Consider the following 24,270-nt stretch of genomic DNA (forward strand, 5'->3'; position numbering starts at 1 on the left):
ATGAGCGATCTGGCGGACACCTCCGCTCCCGGCGTCGCGATCGTCGGCATGAGTGGCCGCTTCCCGGGCGCGTCCGATCTGGAGCGCTTCTGGGCGAACCTGCGCGACGGGGTGGAGTCCATCACCTTCTTCCCCGAGGCGGGTCCAGCCGTGCCGGGCTACGTGCCGGCCAAGGGCATCCTCGACGACATCGAGGGCTTCGACGCGTCGTTCTTCGGCATCCCTCCGCTCGAGGCCGAGCTGATGGATCCGCAGCACCGGCTGTTCCTGGAGTGCGCCTGGGAGGCGCTCGAGGAGGGAGGCTGCACGGCGGCGGGCTTCCGCGGCGTCGTGGGCGCCTTCGCGGGCTGCAGCATGAGCGCCTATCTGCTGCACGCGCTCGGGGGACTGGCTCGGGAGCTGTCCGGCTCGCCGATGGGGCTGCAGGCGCTGATCGGCAACGACAAGGACTACCTGGCCACGCTCGCCGCGTACAAGCTGGGCCTGGAAGGCCCCTGCGTCTCCGTGCAGACGGCGTGCTCCACCTCGCTGGTGGCCGTGGCGATGGCCTGCCAGAGCCTGCTCCTGGAGGAGTGTGATGCCGCGCTCGCCGGCGGCGTCACCCTGCGGATTCCCCAGCGGATCGGCTACCTGGCTCCCGAGGGCGGAGTGCTCTCGCCGGATGGGCACTGCCGGGCCTTCGACGTGGCGGCGCAGGGCACCACGCTGGGCAGCGGCGTTGGGGTGGTGCTGCTCAAGCGCCTGGAGGATGCGCTGGAGGCGGGAGACCGCATCCACGCCGTCATCCGAGGCTGGGCCACCAACAACGACGGCGCCCGGCGGATTGGCTTCACGGCTCCGGGGCTCGATGGCCAGGCCGAGGTCATCGCCTCGGCGCACGAGTTCGCGGATGTGTCCCCGGACTCCGTGTCCTATGTGGAGGCGCACGGCAGCGGCACTCCGCTGGGCGACTCCATCGAGATCGCCGCGCTCACCCGAGCGTTCCGGAAGAAGACGTCCCGCCGTGGCTTCTGTGGCGTGGGCTCGGTGAAGACCAACGTCGGGCACCTCGAGTGCGCGGCGGGGGTCACGGGGCTCATCAAGGTCGCGCTGATGCTGCGGCATCGCGAGCTGGTGCCCAGCCTCCACTTCCAGACGCCCAACCCGCGCATCGAGTTCCAGGAGAGCCCCTTCCACGTCGTCACCCGCCACCAGCCGTGGCGGAGCCAGGGAGGGCCGCTGCGCGCGGGCATCAGCAGCTTCGGGATCGGCGGTACCAACGCGCACCTGATCGTCGAGGAGCCTCCACAGGCCCCCAGAGTCCAGCGGGCGCAGCATGTCCCCGCGTCCTGGGCCCTGCCCCTGTCGGCGCCCACTCCCGAGGCGCTTCGGGAGCAGGCCGAGCGCCACGCCCGCCATCTGGAAGGTCTGACTGCTCCAGAGGAGCTGCCTCGGGTCTGCGCCGCCTCCGCCCTCCGACGGAAGCACCATGCTCACCGGCTGGTGGCCATCGGCTCCCAGGCTTCGGAGCTGGTGAGCCAGCTGAGAGCCTGGGCCCGCGAGGGCGACGCCCCGGGTGTGCATGCGGGGAAGGTCGAGAGCTCCAACGGCCCCGTCTTCGTGTTCTCCGGACAGGGCGGGCACGCGGCGCGGATGGGCCACACCCTGGCGCAGCAGGAGCCGGTGTTCCGAGAGGCGCTCCGCCGGTGTGACGAGGCCCTGCGGCCCCACCTGGGGTGCTCCATCATCGAGGAGCTTGGCAGGCCTGCCGAGTCGTCCCGGCTGCAGCAGGTGGAGCTCACCCAGCCCGCCATCTTCGCGATCCAGGTCGCCCTGGCGGCGCTGTGGCGCGCGTGGGGTGTGCAGCCCTCGGCGGTCCTGGGGCACAGCATGGGCGAGGTGGCCGCCGCGCATGTGGCGGGCGCGCTGGAGCTGGCGGACGCCGCGCGGGTCATCGCCGTGCGCAGCAAGCTCGCGTCCCGTCTCTCGGGTCAGGGTGGAATGGTGCTGCTCGACCTGACCGCCTCCGAGGCCGACGCGCTGGCTCGTTCGGTGTCTCCGCTCCTGAGCGTCTCGGCGCACAACGGGCCACGCACCACCGTCGTCTCGGGGCCTCCCGAGTCGCTCGAGTCGCTCATGTCCACCGCCGCGGCCCGAGGCATCTTCTGTCGACGGCTCCCCGTGGACTTCAGCGCGCACGGGCCCCAGGTGGAGCCCCTGCTCGGGGAGATGACCACGGCGCTCGCCGGACTGCGGCCGAAGGCTCCCACCGTGCCGATGATCTCCTCGGTGACGGCGGCGCTGATCGATCGGACGCCGCTGGACGCGAGGTACTGGGCCAGCAACCTGCGCAACACCGTCCTCTTCACCGAGGCGGTGGACAGCGCGCTGACGCGCGGCTCGAAGCTCTTCCTCGAGCTGGCACCGCACCCGCTCCTCTCGGTGGCCATCCAGGAGCAGCTCCAGGGCCGGGGCGGCCGGGCGATAGGCTCGCTGCAGCGAGACGTTGGTGATCGACAGGCGATGCTCGAAGCGCTGGCGCAGCTCCACGTCGCGGGAGTCCCGGTGGGCTGGAGCGCGGTGCAGCCCCTGTCCGGGCCCGCGCCCTCGCTGCCGACCTACGCGTGGCAGCGGCGGCCCTACTGGTACTCGGGGGCTTCGGCTTCCACGGGTCAGGGGAGCTTCGAGCATGGGCACTCGGGGCCGGAAGCGGGTCAGCCCCGGCGGTTCACTCCGGCGGACAGGGCTGGCGTCCATTACCGGGAGTGGGTGCTGGATCCGGCCACGCTCGCGGAGCTGCGAGACCACCGCATCGCTGGCACCCCCACGTTCCCGGGCAGTGCCTTCCTGGTCCTGGCCCTGCAGGCGGCGCGCGAGGAGCTGGGCGGCAGCGACCTGAGCCTGCGAGACATCGAGTTCCAGCGCCCACTGCGCCTCGCTCCTCCCGAGCGGAGTCGCCTTCAGCTCGTGCTGGAGCAGGACTCGAAGGGGGAGACGACCTTCCACTTCTCGGGCCGCGCAGATGGTGTCACGGGCTCGGAGGCCTGGGTGCAGTACGCACGTGGCCGCGTGGTCCGGGAGTCTCTGGCTGGCGGCGATGCGCCCGATCTGGAGGGCCGGCTCCGACAGGCACGGGTGCGCCTCTCGGCCGATGCGCACTACGGCGCGCTGGTCCGGCGCGGCCTGGACTACCGGGAGAGCTTCCACGCCATCGAGCAGCTCGGCGTCGAGGCGGATGGAGGTGTCGCCCGGCTGGCTTCGGCGTCTTCCCACGCTTCGGCGCTCGGGCCGCTTCCTGTCAGCCCGGGGCAGCTGGACTCGGCCATGCAGGTCTGCGCGGCCTTGCTCCACGCAGGACCGGACACTCCCGAGAGCGCGACCCGCACCTTCGTGCCGGTGAGCATCGCGTCCTTCTCCCTGGGACGGAGCGAGAGCGCTCCGGACCTGCGCTGGAGCTGCTTCCAGCGTCGGCACGGAGACACCACGAGTAGCGACTCCTTCGAAGGGGACATCACCCTTCATGCCGCTTCGGGCGTCCGCATCGGAAGCCTCACCGGGCTCCGCTTGCATGCCCTGGCCGCCGACACGGGCTCGACGTCCGAGGGGGACTTCTTCGAGGTGCGTTGGGTCCCGCAGGCCCTGACCGGCTCGGCGCCCCTGCCGCTCTCGCGGAGATGGTTGATCCTCTCGGACCGTACCGGGTTCGGAGAGCGCCTGGCGGCTCGCCTCGAGTCAGAGGGCGGACGGTGCACCCTCGTCCCCTCCTCGGAGGAGGGCCGCGCCGCGCTGGAGCAGGCGTTGGCCGAGCGCTTCGATGACATCATCCACCTGGGCAGCCTGGGGAGCGAGGCGGTAGCCATGCCCGATGCCTCCGGACTGCGCGCGGCCATCGACTCGGGCTGCGGGGCCCTGGTGGACCTCGTGCGGTTGCTGTCCTCCCGAGCCCATCGCAGTCGGCTCTGGGTCGTGACGGAGCGGTCCCAGGCCACGGTGCCCGGGGATGTCCCCTCCCCTGTCAGCGCGACGGTGTGGGGACTGGGTCGGACCCTCCCCCACGAGCACCCGGAGCTGTCCTGCCGGCGCATCGACCTCGACGACCCGGCCTCTCCCGCCCTCCTCTCCGCCGTGCTCGACGAGCTCCGGCAGGAGGGCGCCGAGGACGAGATCGCCCTTCGTGGCTCGCGGCGCTTCGTCTCGCGCCTCGTGTCCGCCCAGCCTCACACTCCCGCGGCGGAGGTCCGCTTCGACGCACGGGGGACCTACCTCATCACGGGGGGACTGGGAGGCATCGGCCTGGAGCTGGCGCACTGGCTGGCAGACCGCGGAGCGACGACGCTCGCGCTGCTCGGCCGGACGCCTGCTTCCGAGCGAGCGCAGGCCCGACTCGAAGCGCTCCGTCTGCGAGGCATCACGGTCCACGTGGCACTGGCCGATGTGTCCGACCCCGAGGCCCTGTCCGCGGCGCTCCGGCGCATCCGCTCCGGGTGCCCTCCGCTGCGCGGCGTCTTCCATGCGGCCGGTGTCCTGGATGACGATCCGCTGCGCCACCTGGACCGAGACCGCTTCTGGAAGGTGCTGGCGCCGAAGCTGGCCGGTGCGCTCCACCTCGACCGCCTCACGCGCGACGACGCGCTGGAGTCGCTGGTCCTCTTCTCCTCGACGGCCTCCGTGCTCGGCTCACCGGGACAAGGGAACTACGCCGCGGCGAACCAGGCGCTGGATGCCCTGGCGCACGCACGACGGGCTCGGGGCACTCCGGCCATCAGCGTGAACTGGGGAGCCTGGGCGGAGGTAGGCCTCGCCGCCGCGCGCTTCGGCATGGGGGATGGAGCCGCGCTCCGAGGCATCGCCGCGGTGAGCCCGGCCCAGGGGCTCGCGGCGCTCGGCCGGATTCTCGCCTGGAATCCGGTGCAGGTTGCCTCGCTCCGTTTCCACCCCTCATCGTGGGTGGCCTTCCACTCGACCGCGGCCCGAGCCCCTCGCCTCGCGCCCGTCCTCGGCGACGCGGTGAGCCCAGCATCTGCCCAGGCCACGGCCTCCACGACAGTCTCCGCGACAGGTGGATTCGAAGCCATCGTGGCGCGAGAGGTGGCGCGGGTGCTGCGCATCCCCGAGGAACAGCTCGACGCACGGCAGCCGCTCGGCGCGCTGGGCCTCAGCTCCTTGATGGGGCTGGAGCTGCGCAACCGGCTGCAGCGGCTGGCCGGGGTGCCGCTACCCGCCACGCTCCTCTGGAACCATCCGACGATCGCCGCGCTCGCCGAGAGCGTGGAGGCGATGCGCGGCAAACACCTCTCCCGCCCCCCCGAGCGTGAAGCGGCCGCCCCCGCGCCACTCGCTCCGGAACCCACTCCGCCACGGCCAGAGCCGCTCTCCCGAGAGGAGCTGGCCCAGGCGCTCGCCCAGGAACTGGCAGCCGCCAGGAAGACGAGGACGCGATGAGCACCTCTGGAGCACCCGAGACCGATCGGGATCTCATGCTGGAGGCCTACCAGGAGCTGCGCCGACTGCGCGCGGAGGTGGTCCGCCTGCAGGACGCGAAGCACGTCCCCATCGCCGTGGTCGGCATGAGCTGCCGCTTCCCCGGCGGGGCCAACTCGCCGCGCGAGTTCTGGGACGTGCTCTCGAAGGGAACGGATGGCGTCGGTCCACGTCCCGCGGGGCGCGAGGTCCCGGCATGGCCCGCCCACTCTCCCGAGCACCCCGGACGCAGCGCCGGGTACCTGCGCGAGGTGGACCGCTTCGATGCGTCATTCTTCGGCATCTCTCCCCGAGAGGCCTCGCGGCTCGATCCGCAGCAGCGGCTCCTGATGGAGCTGATCTGGGAGGCACTGGAGGACGCGGGCCAGGACACCGCCCCCCTCCGTGGCAGCCCCACGGGGGTATTCGTCGCGCTCTACAACAACGACTATGCCCGCCTGCAGCTCGCCGATCCCGAGCGCGCGGATGCCTACGTCAGCACCGGCATCTCCGACGCGATGGCGGCCGGGCGCATCGCCTACCACTTCGATCTGCGCGGGCCGACGCTGGTGGTGGACACCGCCTGCTCCTCCTCGCTCGTGGCGCTCCACCTCGCCTGCCGCAGCCTGGCGGCGGAAGAGTCCGAGCTGGCCATCGTGGCCGCGTCGAACCTCATCCTGGATCCGGTGGTGACCCTGCTGACGGAGCGTCTCCAGGGCAGCTCTCCCACCGGACGGTGTCGCACGTTCGATGCCAGGGCCGATGGCTACGTGCGGGGCGAGGGCGTCGGCGCGCTCGTGCTTCGCCGGCTGCCGGATGCGCGGACCAGGCGAGACCGGATCCACGGCGTCATCCGCTCCAGCGTCATCAACCAGGACGGCCGCTCGCTCGGGCTCACGGCACCCAATGGGAAGGCGCAGCGGGAGCTGCTCCAGCAGGCCCTCTCCCACGCGGGAGTCGAGCCCCGGGAGATCGGCTACGTCGAGGCTCATGGCACCGGGACTCCGCTCGGAGACCCGATCGAGATCGAGGCCCTCACCGAGGTGCTCTCCACGGGTCGCAGCGCCGGAGAGCGGTGCCGGATCGGCTCCGTGAAGAGCAACGTCGGCCACCTGGAGGCGTCGGCGGGGCTGGCGGGTGTCATCAAGGTCCTGCTCTCCTTCCAGGCCGGGCAGCTCCCCGCGAACCTGCACTTCCAGACCCTCAACCCGCACATCCAGCTCGACCCCGAGCGCTTCGAGATCGTCTCGCGGGCGACGGCCTGGCCCGCGGGCTCCGCTCCTCGACTGGCGGGCGTCAGCAGCTTCGGGCTCAGCGGCACGAACGCCCACGTCATCCTGGAAGAGCCCCCGCGTGAAGCTCCCGTATCGGTTCCCGCCACGGAGCGCTCGTGCGTGGTGGCACTCTCGGGGGCGGATGAGGCCATGCTCGCCGAGCGGGCCCGACGCCTGCTGCACTGGCTCGGGAACGAGCCGGAGGGAGTCTCGGCCTCTCTGCGGGATGTCGCCTTCTCGCTGGGAGCCCGCCGCTCCCACCTGGACTTCCGTCTGGCGGCCTGCGTCGGGACGAAGGCCGAGCTCACTCAGCTCCTCCAGGACTTCGTGAAGGGCCCCACGCCCGCCCACGCCTTCACCGGCAGACGCCCAGGGAGGCAGCCCCGACTCGCGTTCGTGTTCTCCGGGTTCGGCGGATACGGAGCGGCCCGGGTGAAGGAGCTGCTGGCGGAGGAGCCTGTCTTCCGGGAGGCGCTCCAGCGCTGTGAAGCAGCCCTCCGCCAGAACGGCGCGCCCTCGGTGCTCGCGATCCTCGAGGGCTCGACGCCTGGCTCGAGCGTTCCCGCGATCGTCCAGACGCAGCTCGCCGGCTTCGCGCTCCAGGTCGCCCTGGCGGAGCTGTGGCGGAGCTGGGGTGTGACTCCCGAGCTCGTCGTCGGGCACAGCATGGGAGAGGTGGCCGCTGCGGTGACGGCTGGCGCCCTCTCGCTGGAGGACGCCGCGAAGCTCATCACCGCTCGGGCCCGACTGCTCGGGCAGCTGAGCGGACAAGGCACCATGGCCTTGATCGAGCTGGCGGCTCCAGAGGTGGAGCAGGCGCTGGCATCGCTCGGCCACAAGGCCTCGGTGGCCGCCGTGAACGGCCCCACCTCCACCGTGGTCTCCGGGGACTCCGAGGCCGTGGAGCAGGTGGTCCAGCACTTCGAGCGCAAGGCGGTCCGCTGCCGCCGGATGGACATCGACGTGCCCGCGCACTCGGCGCGGCTGGAGGGTTCGCGGCGCTCCCTGGAGGAGTCGCTGCGTGGACTCACGCCTCGGGCCTCCAGCGTGCCGATCTTCTCCACCGTGACCGGGAAGCGGATTGCCGGTGAGGAGCTGAGCCCCGCGTACTGGGCGGACAACCTGCGCCAGCCCGTGCGGTTCTGGCCGGCCATCGAGCAGGCGCTCGAGAGTGGACCGATCGACTTCATCGAGATCGGTCCCCACCCGGTGCTGCTGCCCGGCTTGGCGACGGGCCTCGATGGCGTGCGCGAGGCGAAGCGTCCCGCGCTGCTCATCCCATCGATGCGCCGCGATGAGTCGGGCCGGCGTGTGCTCCTCGAGTCCCTGGCGCGGCTGTACGCCTCGGGACGCGACGTGAACTGGGAGGCGCTCCAGGAGCCCGGCGCCGTCCTCACGCTGCCTGCCATGCCCTGGCGGAAGCAGCGCTTCTGGTTCGACGACAGCACGGAGGCCCAGTCGGCCCGCCCTCCCACGGAGCGGCCCGTCGAGAGCCGTCCCTCCACAGACCAGGACACCGTCGCTCGCTTCTACGACGCCATCGCGCCACTGCACGAGGGCTCGCTGCACGGTCGAGACTCGGCGCCCGCGCTGCTCACCTTCGGCCTGCTGCCCCAGCGCGTGCCTGGGTTCTCCTGGTCCCTGGGGTTGTTCCAGCCCGACGCGCACCCGGAGATCCACCGCCAGCTCGTGGAGGCCCAGCGAGCCCTGCGCGAGATCGCTTTCGGCTCGGTGGACCTCTCCACCGTGACGCAGGCGCTCGACATCGGCTGCGGCTACGCGACCGATCTGTTCGACCTGGCGCAGCGGCACTCCCAGCTCCAGCTCGACGGCTTCACGCTGTCACCCCGGCAGGCCGCGCTCGCCCAGCAGCGACTGAGCGCCGCGAGGCTGGATTCCCGTGTCCGGGTGCGCGTGGCCGACAGCGCCCACACGGACTTCCCCGGCACGTATGACATGGCCTTCGGCTTCGAGGTGGCCGGGCTGGTCCGTGACAAGGCCGCGCTGTTCTCCAACATCGCTCGGCATCTGCGCCCCGGGGGCACGCTGCTGCTCGCGGACCTCGTCGCCAATACGCGCTCGGGCCTGGAGGTGGACACCACCTCCACGTTCGCCTCGGCCCGCTCCGAGTGGGGCGAGCTGCTCGCCGACCAGCGCCTGCGCCTGTCCGAGTGCGTGGACGTGAGCGCCCAGGTGATGAACTTCCTGGACGATCCCACCGACGCACGGGAGCTCCGGCGACTGGCCGAGAAGCGCTCCCTCGACGAGGAGGCCATCCAGGCGCTGGAGTCCTGGGCCAACATCCGCCGCTCTCTCGAGCGCGGACTGCTGAGCTACGTGGTGCTCATCGCCACGCTGGACCGGCACGCCTCCCGCGCCTCGGTGCTGCGCACGAACCAGGAGCGGCTCGCGACGGCCTCTCCTCCCTCCGAGGTTTCTCGGACGGCGGCCGCCCCGGGGCCTGCCTCCACCTCCTCGAGCACTCCCGCGGAGCTGCTGCATCGCATCGAGTGGCAGCCCCAGGAGCGTCCTGCTTCGCCAGTCGCCTCGGCCCGTGAGGGCGCGTGGCTGCTCTTCGCCGATGCAGGTGGCGTGGCAGGACGGCTGGCCGCGCGGCTCGAAGCCCAGGGCCAGCGGGTGGTGGTGATCCGTCGGCCTCCTTCCGACGCGCGGTCGGGCGACCGGCTGCGCGAGGCGCTCCTGGATGCGCTCGGTCCACACCGGACGTGCAAGGGCGTGCTCTTCCTCTCGGGTCTCGATGCCGGGGCAGCCGAGGATGGCGGCCCGGAGCAGCTCTCCGCCGCGCTCGATGCAGGAGCGTTGGCGCTGCTGCCTCTCGCTCAGCGCATGGCTACCGAGCCTCTGCCAGGAACTCCCCGGCTGTGGGTGCTGACCCAGCGCGTCTGGGACAAGCTCCCGGCCGGACAGCGCGGCACCCCGGCGCAGGCTCCGTTGTGGGGCCTCGGGCGGACGCTGATGCATGAGGCTCCGGGGCTCCAGACGACCCTGGTGGATCTCGGCGGCTCCGATGAGGACCTGCGCGCGCTGGTCTCGGAGCTCGAGGCGCCCAGCTCCGAGGATCAGCTCCTCTTCAGGGATGGCCGGCGCCATGTGGCGCGCCTGCACCGAGGGGAGCTTCCGGGCGAAGCGAGGGCTGGAGCAGTCATGCCTCCGGTCCGGTCGGATGCGACCTACCTCATCACCGGCGGGCTGGGCGGGCTGGGACTGGCCACCGCGGGCTGGCTCTCGAGGCAGGGGGCGCGAAACCTGGTGCTACTCGGTCGCACGGCGCCCTCGGAAGCCTCCGCCCGAGCGGTGGAGGAGCTCCGAAAGAGCGGCGCGCGAGTGGAGGTCGCCACGCTGGACGCGGGAGAGCGCCCCGCCCTGGAAGCCCTGCTCACCCGCATCGACCGCGAGCTCCCGCCGCTGCGAGGCATCTTCCACGCCGCGGGAGCCCTGGCCGACGGCGTCGTCGCGGAGATGGATGCAACGCGCTTCCTCGTCCCTGCCCGGGCCAAGGTCCACGGCGCCTGGAACCTCCACGTGCTCACGCGCGGGCGCGAGCTTGACTTCTTCGTCCTCTTCTCGTCCTTCGCCTCGCTGCTCGGCTCGCCGGGACAGGCCAACCACGCGGCGGCGAACAGCTTCCTGGACGCCCTGGCGCTCCACCGGCGCGGGCTGGGGCTGCCAGCGACGAGCGTGCAGTGGGGCCCATGGGCCCGCGTGGGAGAGGTCGCCTCGCATCGCAAGCGGGAGGAGCTCCTCGTCCACCAGGGCTTCTCCAGCATCGAGCCCGAACAGGCCCTGGGCGCGCTCGAGTGGCTGCTGCGCCACGAGGTCTCCCTGGCGGGCGTGGCCGCCTTCGACTTCGACCGGTGGTCCTCCCGACAGGAGCGGCTCGCCGCCACCCCGCTCTACTCCCGGCTGCGCGCGCCGGTGCCGTCCACCACCCCAGCTCCTTCCGAGCCGGCTGCATCCCCGCCGCCGCGGGCGAGCATCGCCGAGCTCGCTCTCGGGCATATCGCGGAGGTGATGCGCATCCCGGCCGCCCAGCTCAACCAGGAGCGCTCGCTGATTGAGCAGGGCCTCGACTCGCTGATGGGCGTCGAGCTGAAGAACCGGCTGGAGCTGGAGCTCGGCGTCTCCCTGCCCATGGCCCGGCTGCTGTCGAACGTGTCCCTGTCCGAGCTGCTGGCGAACCTCTCCGCGGGAGCCAAGGCACCGCCGCCGAAGCCGGCCGGCTGGGAGGAAGGCGAGCTATGAGCGCGACCGAGCTGCTCGCCGACCTGTCGCGGCGGGGCATCGAGCTGTGGGTGGAGGGGGAGCGGCTGCGGTTCCGGGCTCCCGAAGGCGCGCTCACGCCGGTGCTCCGCGAGGCGATTGGTGCCCGCCGCAACGAGCTGCTCGAGCTGCTGCGCGAGTCGGCCCGTCCCACGAGCCGGACCGCGAGCGAGGGCCAGGGACGGATCCTCCCGCTGTCGCTCGGCCAGCAGCGGCTCTGGTTCGTCAACCAGCTCCAGCCGGAGACGCCGTTCCTCACGGTGCCGATCTCCCTCGACTTCGAGGGGACGCTCGACATGGGCGTGCTCCAGCGAGCACTCACGGCCCTGGTGCGCCGGCACGAGGCGCTCCGCACGGCGCTGTACCCCGTGGAGGGCCAGCTCTCCCAGGTGATCGCTCCCGCCAGCGAGGCGGTGTTGCAGGTGGTGGAGCTCGACCATCTGCCGGCGGAGGAGAGAGCGCGCAGGGCGGCCAGCGAGGCGGAGGGGGAGCTCGATCAGGTGTTCGATCTGGAGCGGGGACCGCTGGTCCGGTTCACGCTGCTGAAGTTCGGCCCCGAGCACGCCCGGCTGCTCGTCACCCTGCACCACATCGTGACCGATGCCTGGTCCAACGAGGTCATCGTCCGCGAGCTGAGCGCGCTCTACCGTGCGTTCGCCGCGGGCAAGGCGGACCCGCTCCCGCCCCTGCCGCTCCAGCCCGGAGACGAGGCGCTGCGTGAGCGAACCCGCCTCCAGGACGAGCCCCTGCGCGCGCAGCTCTCCTGGTGGCGCGAGCGGCTGCAGGGCATGGAGGAGCTGCGGCTGCCCACCGACTTCACGCGCCCCGCCGTCCAGAGCTTTCACGGAGACGTGCTCCGCTTCTCGATGTCCCCGGCGCTGACGGAGCCACTGGCACGGCTCGCCCGGGAGGAGCAGGCCACGGCCTTCATGACGATGCTGGCGGGCTTCTACGCACTGCTCGCCCGGCTCACCGGCCAGGAGGATCTGGTCGTGGGCTCGCACATCACCGGCCGCAGCCGCCCGGAGCTGGCGGGCCTGGTGGGCTTCTTCGTCCAGAACCTCGTGCTGCGACTGGACGCCTCCGGCAACCCCAGCTTCCGCGAGCTGGTGCGCCGCGTGCGGACCCTGGCGCTCGGCGCCTATGAGCACGCGGACATCCCCTTCGAGCGCATCCTCGAGGAGCTGAAGGTCGAGCGGCACCGGGGCAAGAACCCGCTCTTCCAGACGACCTTCGCGCTGCAGCAGGCGCCGCTGCCCGCCACCCACGTGCCTGGGGTGACGACGATCCGACCGACGCCCGCGATCCTCGCCGGCCGCTGGACGCGCTTCGACCTGGAGCTGCACGTCTGGGAGGAGGGCGGCGCCTGGCACGGAGGGCTCGTCTACAGCACGGACCTCTTCGAGGGCTCCACCATCCGCCGCACCGTGAATCAGTTCCAGCGGCTGCTGGAGGCAGCGCTCGACGATCCGTCCCGACGCCTGTCGGAGCTTCCGCTCCTCTCCGAGGACGAGGAGGCCCAGCTCGTCTCCGCCCCCCGTGTCCCACCGAGCCGCTGGCAGAGCGGCAAGGGCGTCCATCAGCTCGTCTCGGCCCAGGCGGCGCGCTCTCCGCGGGCCCCGGCGGTGGTGTCCCCGGATGGCGGCATCCTCACCTACGGCGAGCTGGAGACGCGGGCCAACCGGCTGGCGAACCACCTGCGCTCGCTGGGCGTCGGCCCCGAGGCTCGAGTCGGGCTCTGCCTGGAGCGCTCCGCGGACCTGGTGGTGTGCCTCCTGGGCATCCTCAAGGCTGGCGCGGCCTACGTCCCGCTGGACCCCGAGTACCCGGCCGAGCGCCTCGCGCTCATGTGCGAGGACGCGGGGATCGAGGTGCTCGTCACCGACTCGCGCCACTTCGACGCCTTCCGGTCACGCCCGGTGAAGGCCGTGCTCCTGGACCAGGATGCGGAGCTGCTGGCTCGGGCCCCCTCGCACGCGCCCGAGGTGGACGTCAGCCTCGAGAGGCTCGCCTATTTGATGTACACGTCCGGCTCCACCGGCACGCCCAAGGGCATCGGCGTCGTCCACCGGGCGATCCTCAACCTCGTGCTCGACACCGAGTACGTGTCGCTGGGCACCCAGGACGCGGTGGCGCAGGCCTCCAACACCTCCTTCGACGCGTCGACCTTCGAGATCTGGGGCGCGCTGCTCAACGGGGCCCGCCTCGTCATCCTGCCTCGTGAGACGACGCTCGACCCGGACGCGATGGAGCAGGCGCTGGTCCGTCACGGCGTCACCACGCTCTTCGTCACCACGGCGCTGTTCCAGCAGCTCACCAGCGTCCGCCCCACCGTCTTCCAGAGCCTGCGCGTCCTGCTCTTCGGAGGGCAGGTGGTGGACCCGCTCCGCGTCCAGCAGGTGCTCGAGGAGGGCTGCCCGCAGCGGCTCCTCCACGTGTACGGGCCGACGGAGTGCACCACCTTCTCCTCCTTCTACCCCGTCCGATCGCTCGACTCGCGGAAGGCCCACGTCAGCATCGGCAGGGCCCTGGACGGAGCGTCGCTGTACGTGCTCGACAAGCGGCTGCGGCCGGTGCCGTACGGCGTCATCGGGGAGCTGTACATCGGTGGGAGCGGCGTCGCGCGGGGCTACCACAACCGTCCCGCGCTGACCGCCGAGCGCTTCCTGCCCGATCCGTTCGCCTCCGAGCCGGGAGCGCGGATGTACCGCACCGGGGACCTCGTATGCTGGCGAGTCCCGGGCAACCTGGAGTTCCACGGCCGCGTCGACCAGCAGGTGAAGATCCGCGGCTACCGCATCGAGCCCGGAGAGATCGAGGCCACGCTGTCCAAGCACCCGGGCGTCCGCCAGGTAGCGGTGGTCGTCCGCGAGGACACGCCGGGAGACCCGCGGCTCGTCGCCTATGTGGTGCCTCACGGGGCGCTCACTCCGGCCGACCTCCACGCGTACCTGGCCACGCGGCTGCCTGGCTACATGGTGCCTGCGGCGTTCGTGCTGCTCGACGCGCTGCCCCTGACGCCGAACGGGAAGCTGGATGTCCGCCGCCTCGAGGCGCCCCCCGAGGCCGGCCTCGCGCGCCCGCCGTACGTGGCGCCTCTGACCGAGCGCGAGCAGGCGCTGGCCACCATCTGGCAGGAGGTGCTGCGAGTCGAGCGCGTGGGCCGCGATGACGACTTCTTCCAGCTCGGAGGAGACTCGATCCTCGGCATCCTCGTCATCTCGAGGGCCAGCCAGAAGGGAATCGGGCTCACGCCCCGGCAGCTCTTCGATGCGCCGGTGCTCCGGAACCTGGCCGCCTCGGCGCGTGAGGCTGGACCGAAGCGCGCCGAGCAGGGACTGGTGCGGGGACCGGTGGAGCTCACCCCCATCCAGCGCTGGTTCTTCGAGCAGGGCCTGCCGGAGCCGCACCACTTCAACCAGGCGCGCATGTTGGAAGTCCCCGCGGACTTCGTCGCCGTGGAGCTCGGAAGTGTCGTGCGCCGGCTCCTCGAGCATCATGACGCGCTCCGCCTGCGCTTCGAGCGAGCGGGCGACCAGTGGCGGCAGCGGATCGCTCCACTGGAGGGCCGCATGCCCGTCATGACCCTCCTCCTCGATGAGGACACCCCGGGACGGCACCCGGAGGAGATCCTCGAGTTCGCGGTCGCGGCCCAGCGGGGCATGAATCTCGCCGAGGGGCCCCTGTTCCGCGCGGTGCACTTCCATCGCGGACCTCGGCTCCCGGGACGGCTGCTCCTGGTGATCCACCACCTCGCCGTGGACGCGGTCTCGTGGAGCATCCTCCTGGAGGATCTGGAGCGCCTGCTCGGTCCGGAGCCCGTGCAGCTCCCCGCGAAGACCACCTCGTTCCGAGCCTGGTCCGAGGCGCTCACCCGTGCCGCCCGGAGCGAGGCCACGGAGGCCGAGCGCCCCTACTGGCTGAATGTGGCGAAGGCGCTGCGCCCCACCCTCCCCGTCGACCACGCGGAGGGCGAGGACACGCAGGACGCCGAGGCCGTGCACACGGTGGAGCTGGACCCGGAGCTGACGCGACAGCTGCTCCAGGCGGCGCCCGCCGCCTACGGAATGCGCGTGGACGAGGTGCTGCTCACCTCGGTGCTGATCGCCCTCCACCGCTGGAGCGGGGCCAGCACGCTCGGCGTGGCCCTGGAGAACCACGGGCGCGAGGAAGTGGCCGAGGGGCTCGATGTCAGCCGCACGGTCGGCTGGTTCACCACGCTGTTCCCAGCGATGCTGCGCCTCGAAGGCGCGGGAGAGCCTGGAGCGGCGCTGCGCGGCGTGAAGGATCAGCTCCGAGCCGTGCCCCGGCGCGGGCTGGGCTACGGCCTGCTCCGTTACCTGTCCCCCACCCCGCCCCCGGAGCTGGTGGCGGCACCGGAGCCGGACCTGCGCTTCAACTACCTGGGCCGCATCCACCCGCCGGCGAGCGACACCTCGCGGCTGACCTTCACCGACGATCCCGTGGGTCCGATGTGGAGCGACAAGGGCCGCCGCCGCTACCTGCTGGCGCTCGACGCGATGGTGGTCGATGACCGGCTGCGCCTGCTCTGGTCCTGGAGCCGGCGGCGCCACGAGCCAGGGACGATCTCACGCTTCGCGGACGGCGTGCTGACCGCGCTCCGCGAGCTCATCGCGCACTGCCGCGCCCCCGGCGCTGGAGGCTACACCGTGTCGGACTTCCCGGACGTCGACCTCTCGCAGGACGAGCTCGAAGCCGTGCTCGCCGAAGTCGATCTCGGAGAGGGGAAGGCATAGATGGCACCGAGAAACATCGAGGCGATGCATGTGCTCTCCCCCTCCCAGCGGGGCATGCTCTTCGAGAGCGTGGCCACGCAGGGCTCGGGGCGGTTCGTGGAGCACTCGGCCTGGGAGTGGCAGGGGCCGCTGGACGTGGCCGCCTACCAGCAGGCGTGGCGAGAGCTGCTGCGGAGGCACTCGGCGCTGCGCACCTGCTTCGCGTGGCGCGAGAAGGGCGAGCCGCTGCAGGTCATCGCGAAGGAGGTTCCGTTCAGCGTCGCCGAGCAGGACTGGCGCGCCCTGAGCCCCGAGGAGCGACAGGCCCGGCTGCGCACGCACCTGGCCGACGCCTGGCGCGAGGGCTTCGAGCTGAACAAGCCGCCCCTGCTTCGGGTGAGCGCCCTGCGGGTGGAGGATGAGCGCACCTGGATCGTCTGGAGCTACCACCACGTCCTGATGGATGGCTGGTGCCTGCCCATCCTGCTCCGCGAGCTCGATGCGCTGTATGAGGCGGCCCGAAAGGGCCGGGACGCGCAGCTGCCGCCCGCACGGCCCTTCCACGACTACATCACCTGGCTGAAGCGGCGGGACCCGAGCACCTCGCAGGCCTTCTGGAAGGAGCGGCTGCACGGGCTCGATGCGCCAACGCCGCTGGGCGTGCCACGCCCCGCCGAGCTCTCCAGCACCGCCGAGGACTTCGGTCAGGTCTCGGGGTCCATCCCGGAGGCCCAGGCGGCCCGGCTCCAGGCAGCGGCTCGCCGAGCAGGGACGACGCCGGGTGCCGTGGTGCAGGCGGCGTGGGCCCTGCTGCTGTCGCGCTTCAGCGGACGCGACGACGTGGCCTTCGGCGCGACCGTCGCGGGCCGTCCTCCGGAGCTGGCCGGCGTGGAGAGCATGGTCGGCCTGTTCATCAACACGATCCCGGTGCGCGTGCGGGTTCCCGCGGAGGGCTCGTTCGGGACGCTGCTCCAGGGAGTGCATGCGTGGCACTCGGCGGCGGTGGAGCACCAGCACTGCTCCGCCGGGCAGATCCAGTCCTGGAGCGAGGTGCCCGCCGGACGCGAGCTCTTCCAGAGCCTGGTGGTCTTCGAGAACTACCCGCTCCAGGATCAGGTGATCGGTGGCGCCGGAGCACGGCTGCGCGTGCTCGAAGCGGGCTTCCAGGGCACCCGGACGCGCTACCCGCTCACCCTGCTCATCGTCCCGGTGGATGGCCTCCAGCTCCGGCTGGTGCATGACCGCGCGAGGGTGGACGACGCCGCGGCCTCGGCGGTGCTGGAGAACCTGAAGGTCGCGCTGGCCACCGCGGCGGCCGAGGAAGACGTGTCGCTGAGCGCGCTCCGTCGTGCCCTGGAGGCGCTGCCCGTCCCCCATGTGGCCGAGCCTGTCACCGCCGTGGAGGAGGTGCGCGAGGAGAAGCCCCGGGGAGCCATCGAGGAGCTGGTGGCCGAGAGCTTCCGCGCCCTGCTGGGCCTGCCGAAGACACCGGGAGCCGATGCGAGCTTCCTGGAGCTGGGAGGCCACTCCCTCGTGGCGACGCAGCTGCAGTCACGGCTGCGAGACGTGTTCCGCGTCGAGCTGCCCCTCCGAGCCCTGTTCGAGACTCCCACCGTGCGTGGGATCGCCGCACGCGTCGAGCGGGCTCGAGGCCCGGAGGCGACCGCCGGCAAGCCCCCACTCGTCAAGAGGGAGCGCGGAGAGCTCTCACCTCCGTCGTTCGCCCAGCAGCGGCTGTGGTTCCTCGACCGCCTGACGCCCGGGAACTCCTTCTATACGATGTCCGGCGGCCTGCTGCTCCGGGGAGAGCTCGACGAGGCCGCCCTCACCCGCGCGCTGCGGGAGATCGTCCGGCGCCACGAGGTGCTGCGGACCTGCTTCGTGGAGCGCGACGGAACGCCCTTCCAGCGCGTGCTGCCCGAGGTGACTGTCCCCCTCCCGCGCGTGGACCTGCGCGCCCTGCCCGAGACCGAGCGCCGGGCAGCGGCGCAGCAGCATGTCCTCGACGGGGTGCGCCAGCCCTTCGCCCTCGATCAGGCGCCCCTGTTCCGAGCCCACCTCCTCCAGCTGGGTGACCAGGAGCACATCCTCCTGATGATCGCTCACCACATCATCTCGGATGGCTGGTCCACCGGCATCTTCGCCCAGGAGCTGCTGGCGCTCTACGGCGCCTTCACACGGAGCGAGGCCAGCCCCCTGCCCGAGCTCACCGCGCAGTACGCCGACTTCGCGCTCTGGCAGCGCGAGTGGCTGCAGGGTCCGGCCCTGGACGGCCTGCTGGCGTACTGGAAGCAGCAGCTCGCCGACCTGCCCACGCTCGCGCTGGCCACGGACAAGCCTCGGCCCTCCGTGCAGAGCTTCCGTGGCGCGACGGAGCAGCTGCACATCCCAGCCGAGGTGGTCTCCCGCCTGCGGACCCTGGGCCTGGAGGAGAACGCCACCCTCTTCATGACGATGCTGGCGGCGTTCCAGGTCCTGCTCTTCCGCTACACGGGGCAGGAGGACGTGGTGGTCGGCACGCCGGTGGCCGGGCGCAACCTGAGCGGCCTGGAAGGACTGCTCGGCTTCTTCGTGAACACGCTGCCCCTGCGCACCTCGCTCGCGGGGGGCCCCACGTTCCGAGAGCTGCTGCGGCGCGTGCGGGACACGGCGCTCGACGCCTACGCCCACCAGGATCTGCCCTTCGAGCGGCTGGTGGAGGAGCTGCGTCCCGAGCGGCACCTGGCGATGAACCCCCTCTTCCAGGTGCTGTTCGCGCTGCAGAACGCGCCCATGCGGCTGGAAGGCGGGCCCGAGCTGACGCTCACCATGCTCGACCAGGAGATCGGCACCACCCGCTTCGATCTCGAGCTGCACGCGCTGGAGGACGTGGGGGGCGTCACCTGCTCCCTCTCCTTCAGCACCGATCTGTTCCACCGCGAATCCGCGCGCCGGATGCTCACGCACTTCCAGGCGTTGCTCACGGCCATCGGCCAGACGCCGGATGCGGCCCTGTTGGACCTGCACCTGGAGGATCCAGCCCAGACACAGGCGCTCCTCTCCCTGGCGGGGTTCAGCACGCCCTACCCGAGGGACCGAAGCCTGGCGGACCTGTTCGAGGAGCAGGTGCGGCTCCGCCCGGACTCTCCGGCGCTGCGCTGGGACGAGGGCGTCCTCACGTACCGGCAGCTCCACGAGAAGGCGAGCCGGCTGGCATCCAGCCTCGCGGCCCGCGGCGTGGGCCCAGACGTGCTCGTGGGCGTGCTGGAGGAGCGCTCGCCCGAGCTGATCCTGGGCATGCTGGGCGTCATCCTCGCGGGCGGAGCGTACGTGCCGCTCGATCCCGCCCACCCGCGCGAGCGCCTCGCCGCCGTCGTCGAGCGGGCTAAGATCCGCGTCATCGTCGAGGGCCTCGGCGCTCCCAAGGGGGAGCTGTGCCCGCATGTCCCGCGAGTCCCGGTGTACGCGCCCGAGACCATTGCGCTCCTGTCGGCGGAGCACCCGAGGCCGTCTCCGCGACACCTGGCCTACGTGCTCTTCACCTCGGGCTCCACCGGCGAGCCCAAGGGTGTCTGCGTGGAGCAGCGCTCCGTGGTGCGGCTGATCCGCGACACCGACTTCATCCACCCGCGCCCCGAGGACGTGTTCTTCCAGTTCTGCCCCTCCACGTTCGACGTGTCGACGATGGAGATCTGGGGCCCGCTGCTCACCGGTGGGTGCCTCGCCTTCCCGCCTCGGGGGCGGCTGTCCCTGGAGGAGCTGGGCGCCTCCATCCGTCGCCAGGGTGTCACCATCCTGTGGCTCACCTCCGGCCTCTTCTCCCAGATGGTGCGTGAGCGGCTGGACGATCTGCGCGGGCTGCACACGCTGCTCGCCGGCGGCGACGTCGTGGACCCGGAGGATGCGGCCACCGCGCTCCGGGGCCTGCCCGGAGTCACGCTCATCAACGGGTACGGCCCCACGGAGAACACCACCTTCACGAGCTGTCACACGATGCGCTCGGTCAGCGAGCTGGACGGGGGCTCCATCCCCATCGGGAAGCCCATCGCCAACGGCCGCACCTACGTACTGGACGCGGCGCAGCGGATGCTGCCGGTGGGAGTCCCCGGAGAGCTCTACGCGGGAGGCGATGGCGTGGCCCGCGGCTACCTGAACGATCCGGTGGCCACCGCGCGCCAGTTCGTTCCGGACCCTTGGGGCGAGCCGGGCTCGCGCATGTACCGCACGGGAGACCGCGTGCGCTGGCGAGCCGATGGCACGCTGGAGTTCTTCGGCCGCATCGACCGGCAGGTGAAGATCCGCGGCGTCCGAGTGGAGCCCGGAGAGATCGAGAGCGTGCTCCTGGCCCATCCCGCCGTCCGCGAGGCGGTGGTCAACGTCTACCGGCATGGCGAGGACCGGCGGCTGGCGGCCTACGTGGTGTGCCGGCCCGAGGCGGCCACGTCTCCCCAGGGAGAGCGTCCCCCGGCCGAGGCGCTCGTGGGCGACTGGCAGCGGCTCTATGACGAGACCTACGCCGAGCCCCCGAACCCGGAGGCGGGAGACTTCATCGGCTGGGTGAGCAGCTACACGGGAGAGCCCATCCCTCGAGCGGAGATGGAGGAGTGGCTCGCGGACACGCTGCGCCGCCTGGAGCGCCGGGCCCCTGCTCGCGTACTCGACATCGGCTGCGGCGTGGGCCTGGTGCTCTTCGGCCTCGCGCCCCGGTGCCAGCTCTACCACGCGCTGGACTTCTCCGAGACCGCGCTGGCGCACGTGGCCTCCCGGCTGAAGGATGCACCGCTGCCGCAGGTCCGCCTCGAGCGGCGGAGAGCGGATCAGCTCGACGGCATCCCGCACCAGGGCTTCGACCTCGTGGTGCTGAACTCGGTCATCCAGTACTTCCCGTCCATCGACTACTTGATCCAGGTGCTGGAGCAGGCCGTGCTGCGGACGGCGGATGGTGGCGCGGTGGTCATCGGCGACGTGCGCAACTTCGCGCTCCTGGAGGCCTTCCACGCCTCGGTGGTGCTCACCCGCTCCCCCGAGAGCCTGTCCCGCGAGGAGCTGCGGAGCCGGATCCGCCGCGCCATCGAGCAGGAGGAGGAGCTCACGGTGGCGCCCGCCTTCTTCGAGGCACTGCGGGCCCGCATCCCTCGCATCCGCCGGGTGCAGGTGGAGCTGAAGCACGGGCGCGCGGACAACGAGCTGAGCGGCTTCCGCTACGCGGTGACGCTCGAGGTCGGACCGCCGGAGCGCCTCGCCGAGCCGCCCACCCAGGTGGCCTGGGGCGAGGGCTGTTCCGATCTGACCCAGCTCGCACGGCGCGTGGAGACCACCGCTCACCTCCGGGTGACGGGCATTCCCAACAGCCGCGTCCAGCGCTGGGCCGAGGCCCTGGCGCTGCTGTCCGATCCCCGAGGCCCTCAGGACTGTGGCGAGCTGCGGCGCCGGCTCGCGGCCAGAAGCGATGGTGGAGCGCTGCACCCGGACTCCCTACGTGAGCTGGCCGGGAGCTTCGGCCGTCAGGCCACGGTGACGTGGTCACGCACGGGCCCGGCGGGAACGATGGACATCGACCTCTCTCCGAGCACGAACACGAACGCCCTGCCCGAGCGACCGCCGCCTCCCCTGCCCGCGTCCTGGCAGCCCTTCGCCAACGTGCCGGTACAGGCGCGCTTCGCCCGACAGCTCGTCCCGGAGCTGCGTGCCCACCTCGAGTCTCGCCTGCCGCCCCAGCTCATCCCGAACGCCATCCTGGTGCTCGATGCGCTGCCGCTCACGCCTGTGGGCAAGGTGGACCGCCGCGCCCTGCCCTCTCCGGAGCCCCGGCGCGAGCACCGCCCCTTCGGCGAACAGCCGCCGCGCAACGACACCGAACGCCGCATCGCGGAGATCTGGGCGCGCGTGCTGGGCGTGGAGCGCGTGGGCATCGGTGACGACTTCTTCGCGCTGGGCGGTCACTCGCTCCTGGCGACGCAGATCGTGTCCCGCATCCGGGATGCGCTGGGCGTGGACCTTCCGCTGCGCTGCGTCTTCGAGGCTCCGTCAGTGGAGAAGCTGGCCGCCGAAGTCACGCGCCGCACCGAGGCCCGCGCCGCGGCGCCCCAGCAAGCCCCGCCGCTCGTCCAGGTTCCCCGCCAGGCCCGCGGACGGAGGGAGGCCAAGTGAAGCCCGAAGCAGCACAGACCGCGTCCGCTCCGGCGAGCGGCGAGGAGTACGTCCTTCCCGCGTCCTTCGCGCAGAGCCGGCTCTGGTTCCTGGATCGGCTCCAGCCGGGAGGCCGCGCCTACAACGTCCCCACGGCCGTCCGTCTCACCGGTCGGCTCGACGTGGAGGCGCTGCGTCGCGGGCTCGAGGCGCTGGTCCACCGGCACGAGACGCTGCGCACCCGCTTCGAGGTGGAGAACGAGGAGGTGGTGCAGGTCATCTCCCCGCCCGCGCCCTTCCCGCTGGAGGTGGTGGATCTCACCGCCCTTCCCTCGGAGGGCAAGGAGGCGGAGGTCGAGCGCCGGGTCGAGGAGACCGCGGGCTTCCTGTTCGATCTGGCCCGAGGCCCCATCGTGGTGGCGCGCCTCATCCTCGTCGCTCCAGGCGAGAGCGTGCTCGTGGTGACGATGCATCACATCGTCTCGGACGGCTGGTCCATCGGCGTCTTCCTGCGCGAGCTGGCGGCGCTCTACAACGGCTTCGCCCGAGGCGTTCCGGCCCAGCTGCCCGAGTTGACCATCCAGTACGGCGACTTCGCCGAGTGGCAGCGCAAGCTGCTCCAGGGGCCCGTGCTGGCGGAGCACCTGGCCTTCTGGCGCAAGGAGCTGGAGGGCGCACCACAGCTCCGGCTCCCGACGGATCGTCCCCACCCGGCCACCTCCACCCAGCGGGGCGGCATGGTGCCGCTGCACTTCGCCCCCGCGCTGGCCCACCGCATCCAGCAGCTCGCCCGCTCCAGCGGGACGAGCCTCTACATCACGCTGCTCGCCGCCTTCCAGGTGCTCCTGTCGCGCTACAGCGGACAGGACGACTTCACGCTCGGCTCGCCCATCGCCAACCGCAACCGCAGCGAGCTGGAGCACCTCATCGGCTTCTTCGCGAACAGCCTCGTCATCCGCGCCGACACCCGAGGCAACCCCACCTTCTCCGAGCTGGTGCGCCGCGTCTCCCAGCGGGCGCTCGCTGCCTATGCGCATGAGGACATGCCCTTCGAGAAGCTCGTGGAGGAGCTGCGCCCCGAGCGGCAGGTGGGCCGCAACCCGCTCTTCCAGGTGGCGTTCGCGGTGCAGAACGCTCCGACCGATCGGCTCCAGCTCCATGACCTGACCGTCAGCCCCGCGGCCTTCCGCAAGGGCGTGGCGCGCCTGGAGCTAGAGGTCCACATCTGGGAGCGCCCCGAGGGCCTCGACGGCGTGTACTGGGAGAAGACGGATGGCCTGCGAGGCATGGTCATCTACGACGCGGAGCTGTTCGACGAGTCCACGGTCCAGCGGCTCGTGGAGCACTACACCGCCCTCCTCACGGCCATCGTCGATGCACCGCACCTGCCCATCTCCCGCCTGTCGTTGATCACACCGGCCGAGCGGCAGCAGCTCGCCGGCTGGAACGCCACCCACCGCGCCTTCCCGAGAGATCGGACGATCGGCGAGCTGTTCGAGGCCCATGCGCGCCGTGCTCCGGACGCCATCGCGCTGCGGTTCGGCTCCTCGGCGCTCACCTATGGGGAGCTGGACAGGCGCTCCAACCGGCTCGCCCACCGGCTGCGTGCGCTGGGCATCGGCGCCGAGTCCGTGGTCGCGGTGTGCCTGGAGCGCTCCGCCGAGCTGATCATCTCCCTGCTGGGCGTGCTCAAGGCGGGTGGCGCGTACATGCCGCTGGACACGCGCTATCCCCGCAAGCGGCTCGCCTTCATGCTGCGGGATGCGCGAGCCTCCGCGGTGATCGCCTCCCCCACCGAGGCGGCGGCGCTCCCCGAGTTCGACATTCCCCAGCTCCGGGTGGAGGCGGAGCGCACGGGCTGGGAGGGCGATGATGACAGTCCCCTCCCGCCGTCAGCCGGTGCGGAGAACCTCGCCTGGGTCCTCTACACCTCCGGCTCCAGCGGCATGCCCAAGGGCGTCATGGGCACGCACCGGGGCGTGGCGCGGCTGGTGGTCGGCACGGACTACATGACTGTCTCGCCGGGAGACCGCTTCGCCCACGTGTCCAACGTCTCCTTCGACGCGGGCACCTGGGAGATCTGGGGCGCCCTGCTCAACGGCGCCACCCTGGTGGGGCTGACGCGCGAGGAGGTGAGCGCCCCCGAGCAGCTCGAGGCGAAGCTGCGCGCCGAGCGCATCACCCACCTGCTGCTGACCACGGCCCTCTTCAACCACGTCGCGGCGGAGCGTCCCGGGGCGCTGTCCTCCGTAGGGACGCTGCTGTTCGGCGGCGAGCAGGCGGACCCCGTCGCCGTCCGAGCCATCCTCGCCGCGAGCCAGCCCGCGCGGCTCCTCAACGCCTACGGCCCCACGGAGATCACCACCATCGCGAGCACGCACACCATCCGCGAGCTGCCCGCGGAGGCGCGCGCCGTGTCCATCGGCCTGCCC

Annotated in this window: 5 protein-coding genes (1 of these 5 only partly in view); all 5 read left to right on the plus strand. The window is 71.7% G+C overall.

Annotated features, from left to right (window positions below):
* Tightly spaced (each overlapping or abutting the next), the 5 genes in view from KY572_RS11560 to KY572_RS11580 form a layout consistent with a single transcriptional unit that may run on beyond the window.
* Nucleotides 1–5,421 (plus strand): type I polyketide synthase, encoded by a 5,421-nt coding sequence (locus tag KY572_RS11560; RefSeq protein WP_224242630.1) that lies wholly within the window; start codon nucleotides 1–3, stop codon nucleotides 5,419–5,421.
* Nucleotides 5,418–10,976, plus strand: coding sequence for a type I polyketide synthase (locus KY572_RS11565; protein ID WP_224242631.1), 5,559 nt, complete (start codon nucleotides 5,418–5,420; stop codon nucleotides 10,974–10,976). The genes KY572_RS11560 and KY572_RS11565 overlap by 4 nt, the downstream gene beginning before the upstream one ends.
* Nucleotides 10,973–15,751, plus strand: a complete 4,779-nt coding sequence (locus KY572_RS11570) for a non-ribosomal peptide synthetase (RefSeq protein WP_224242632.1) — start codon at nucleotides 10,973–10,975, stop codon at nucleotides 15,749–15,751. Before KY572_RS11565 ends, KY572_RS11570 begins: the two co-directional genes overlap by 4 nt.
* Nucleotides 15,752–21,859 carry a non-ribosomal peptide synthetase gene (locus KY572_RS11575; protein WP_224242633.1) on the plus strand — a complete coding sequence of 2,036 codons (6,108 nt, stop codon included), beginning with the start codon at nucleotides 15,752–15,754 and terminating at the stop codon, nucleotides 21,857–21,859.
* On the plus strand, nucleotides 21,856–24,270 hold the 5' portion of the coding sequence (locus KY572_RS11580; RefSeq protein ID WP_224242634.1) for a non-ribosomal peptide synthetase. The gene runs 2,205 nt beyond the window's last position; the window shows 2,415 of its 4,620 coding nt (coding positions 1–2,415); it begins with the start codon at nucleotides 21,856–21,858; its stop codon lies off the right edge, out of view. Before KY572_RS11575 ends, KY572_RS11580 begins: the two co-directional genes overlap by 4 nt.

The sequence above is a fragment of the Hyalangium gracile genome, from assembly GCF_020103725.1.
Lineage (GTDB): Bacteria > Myxococcota > Myxococcia > Myxococcales > Myxococcaceae > Hyalangium > Hyalangium gracile.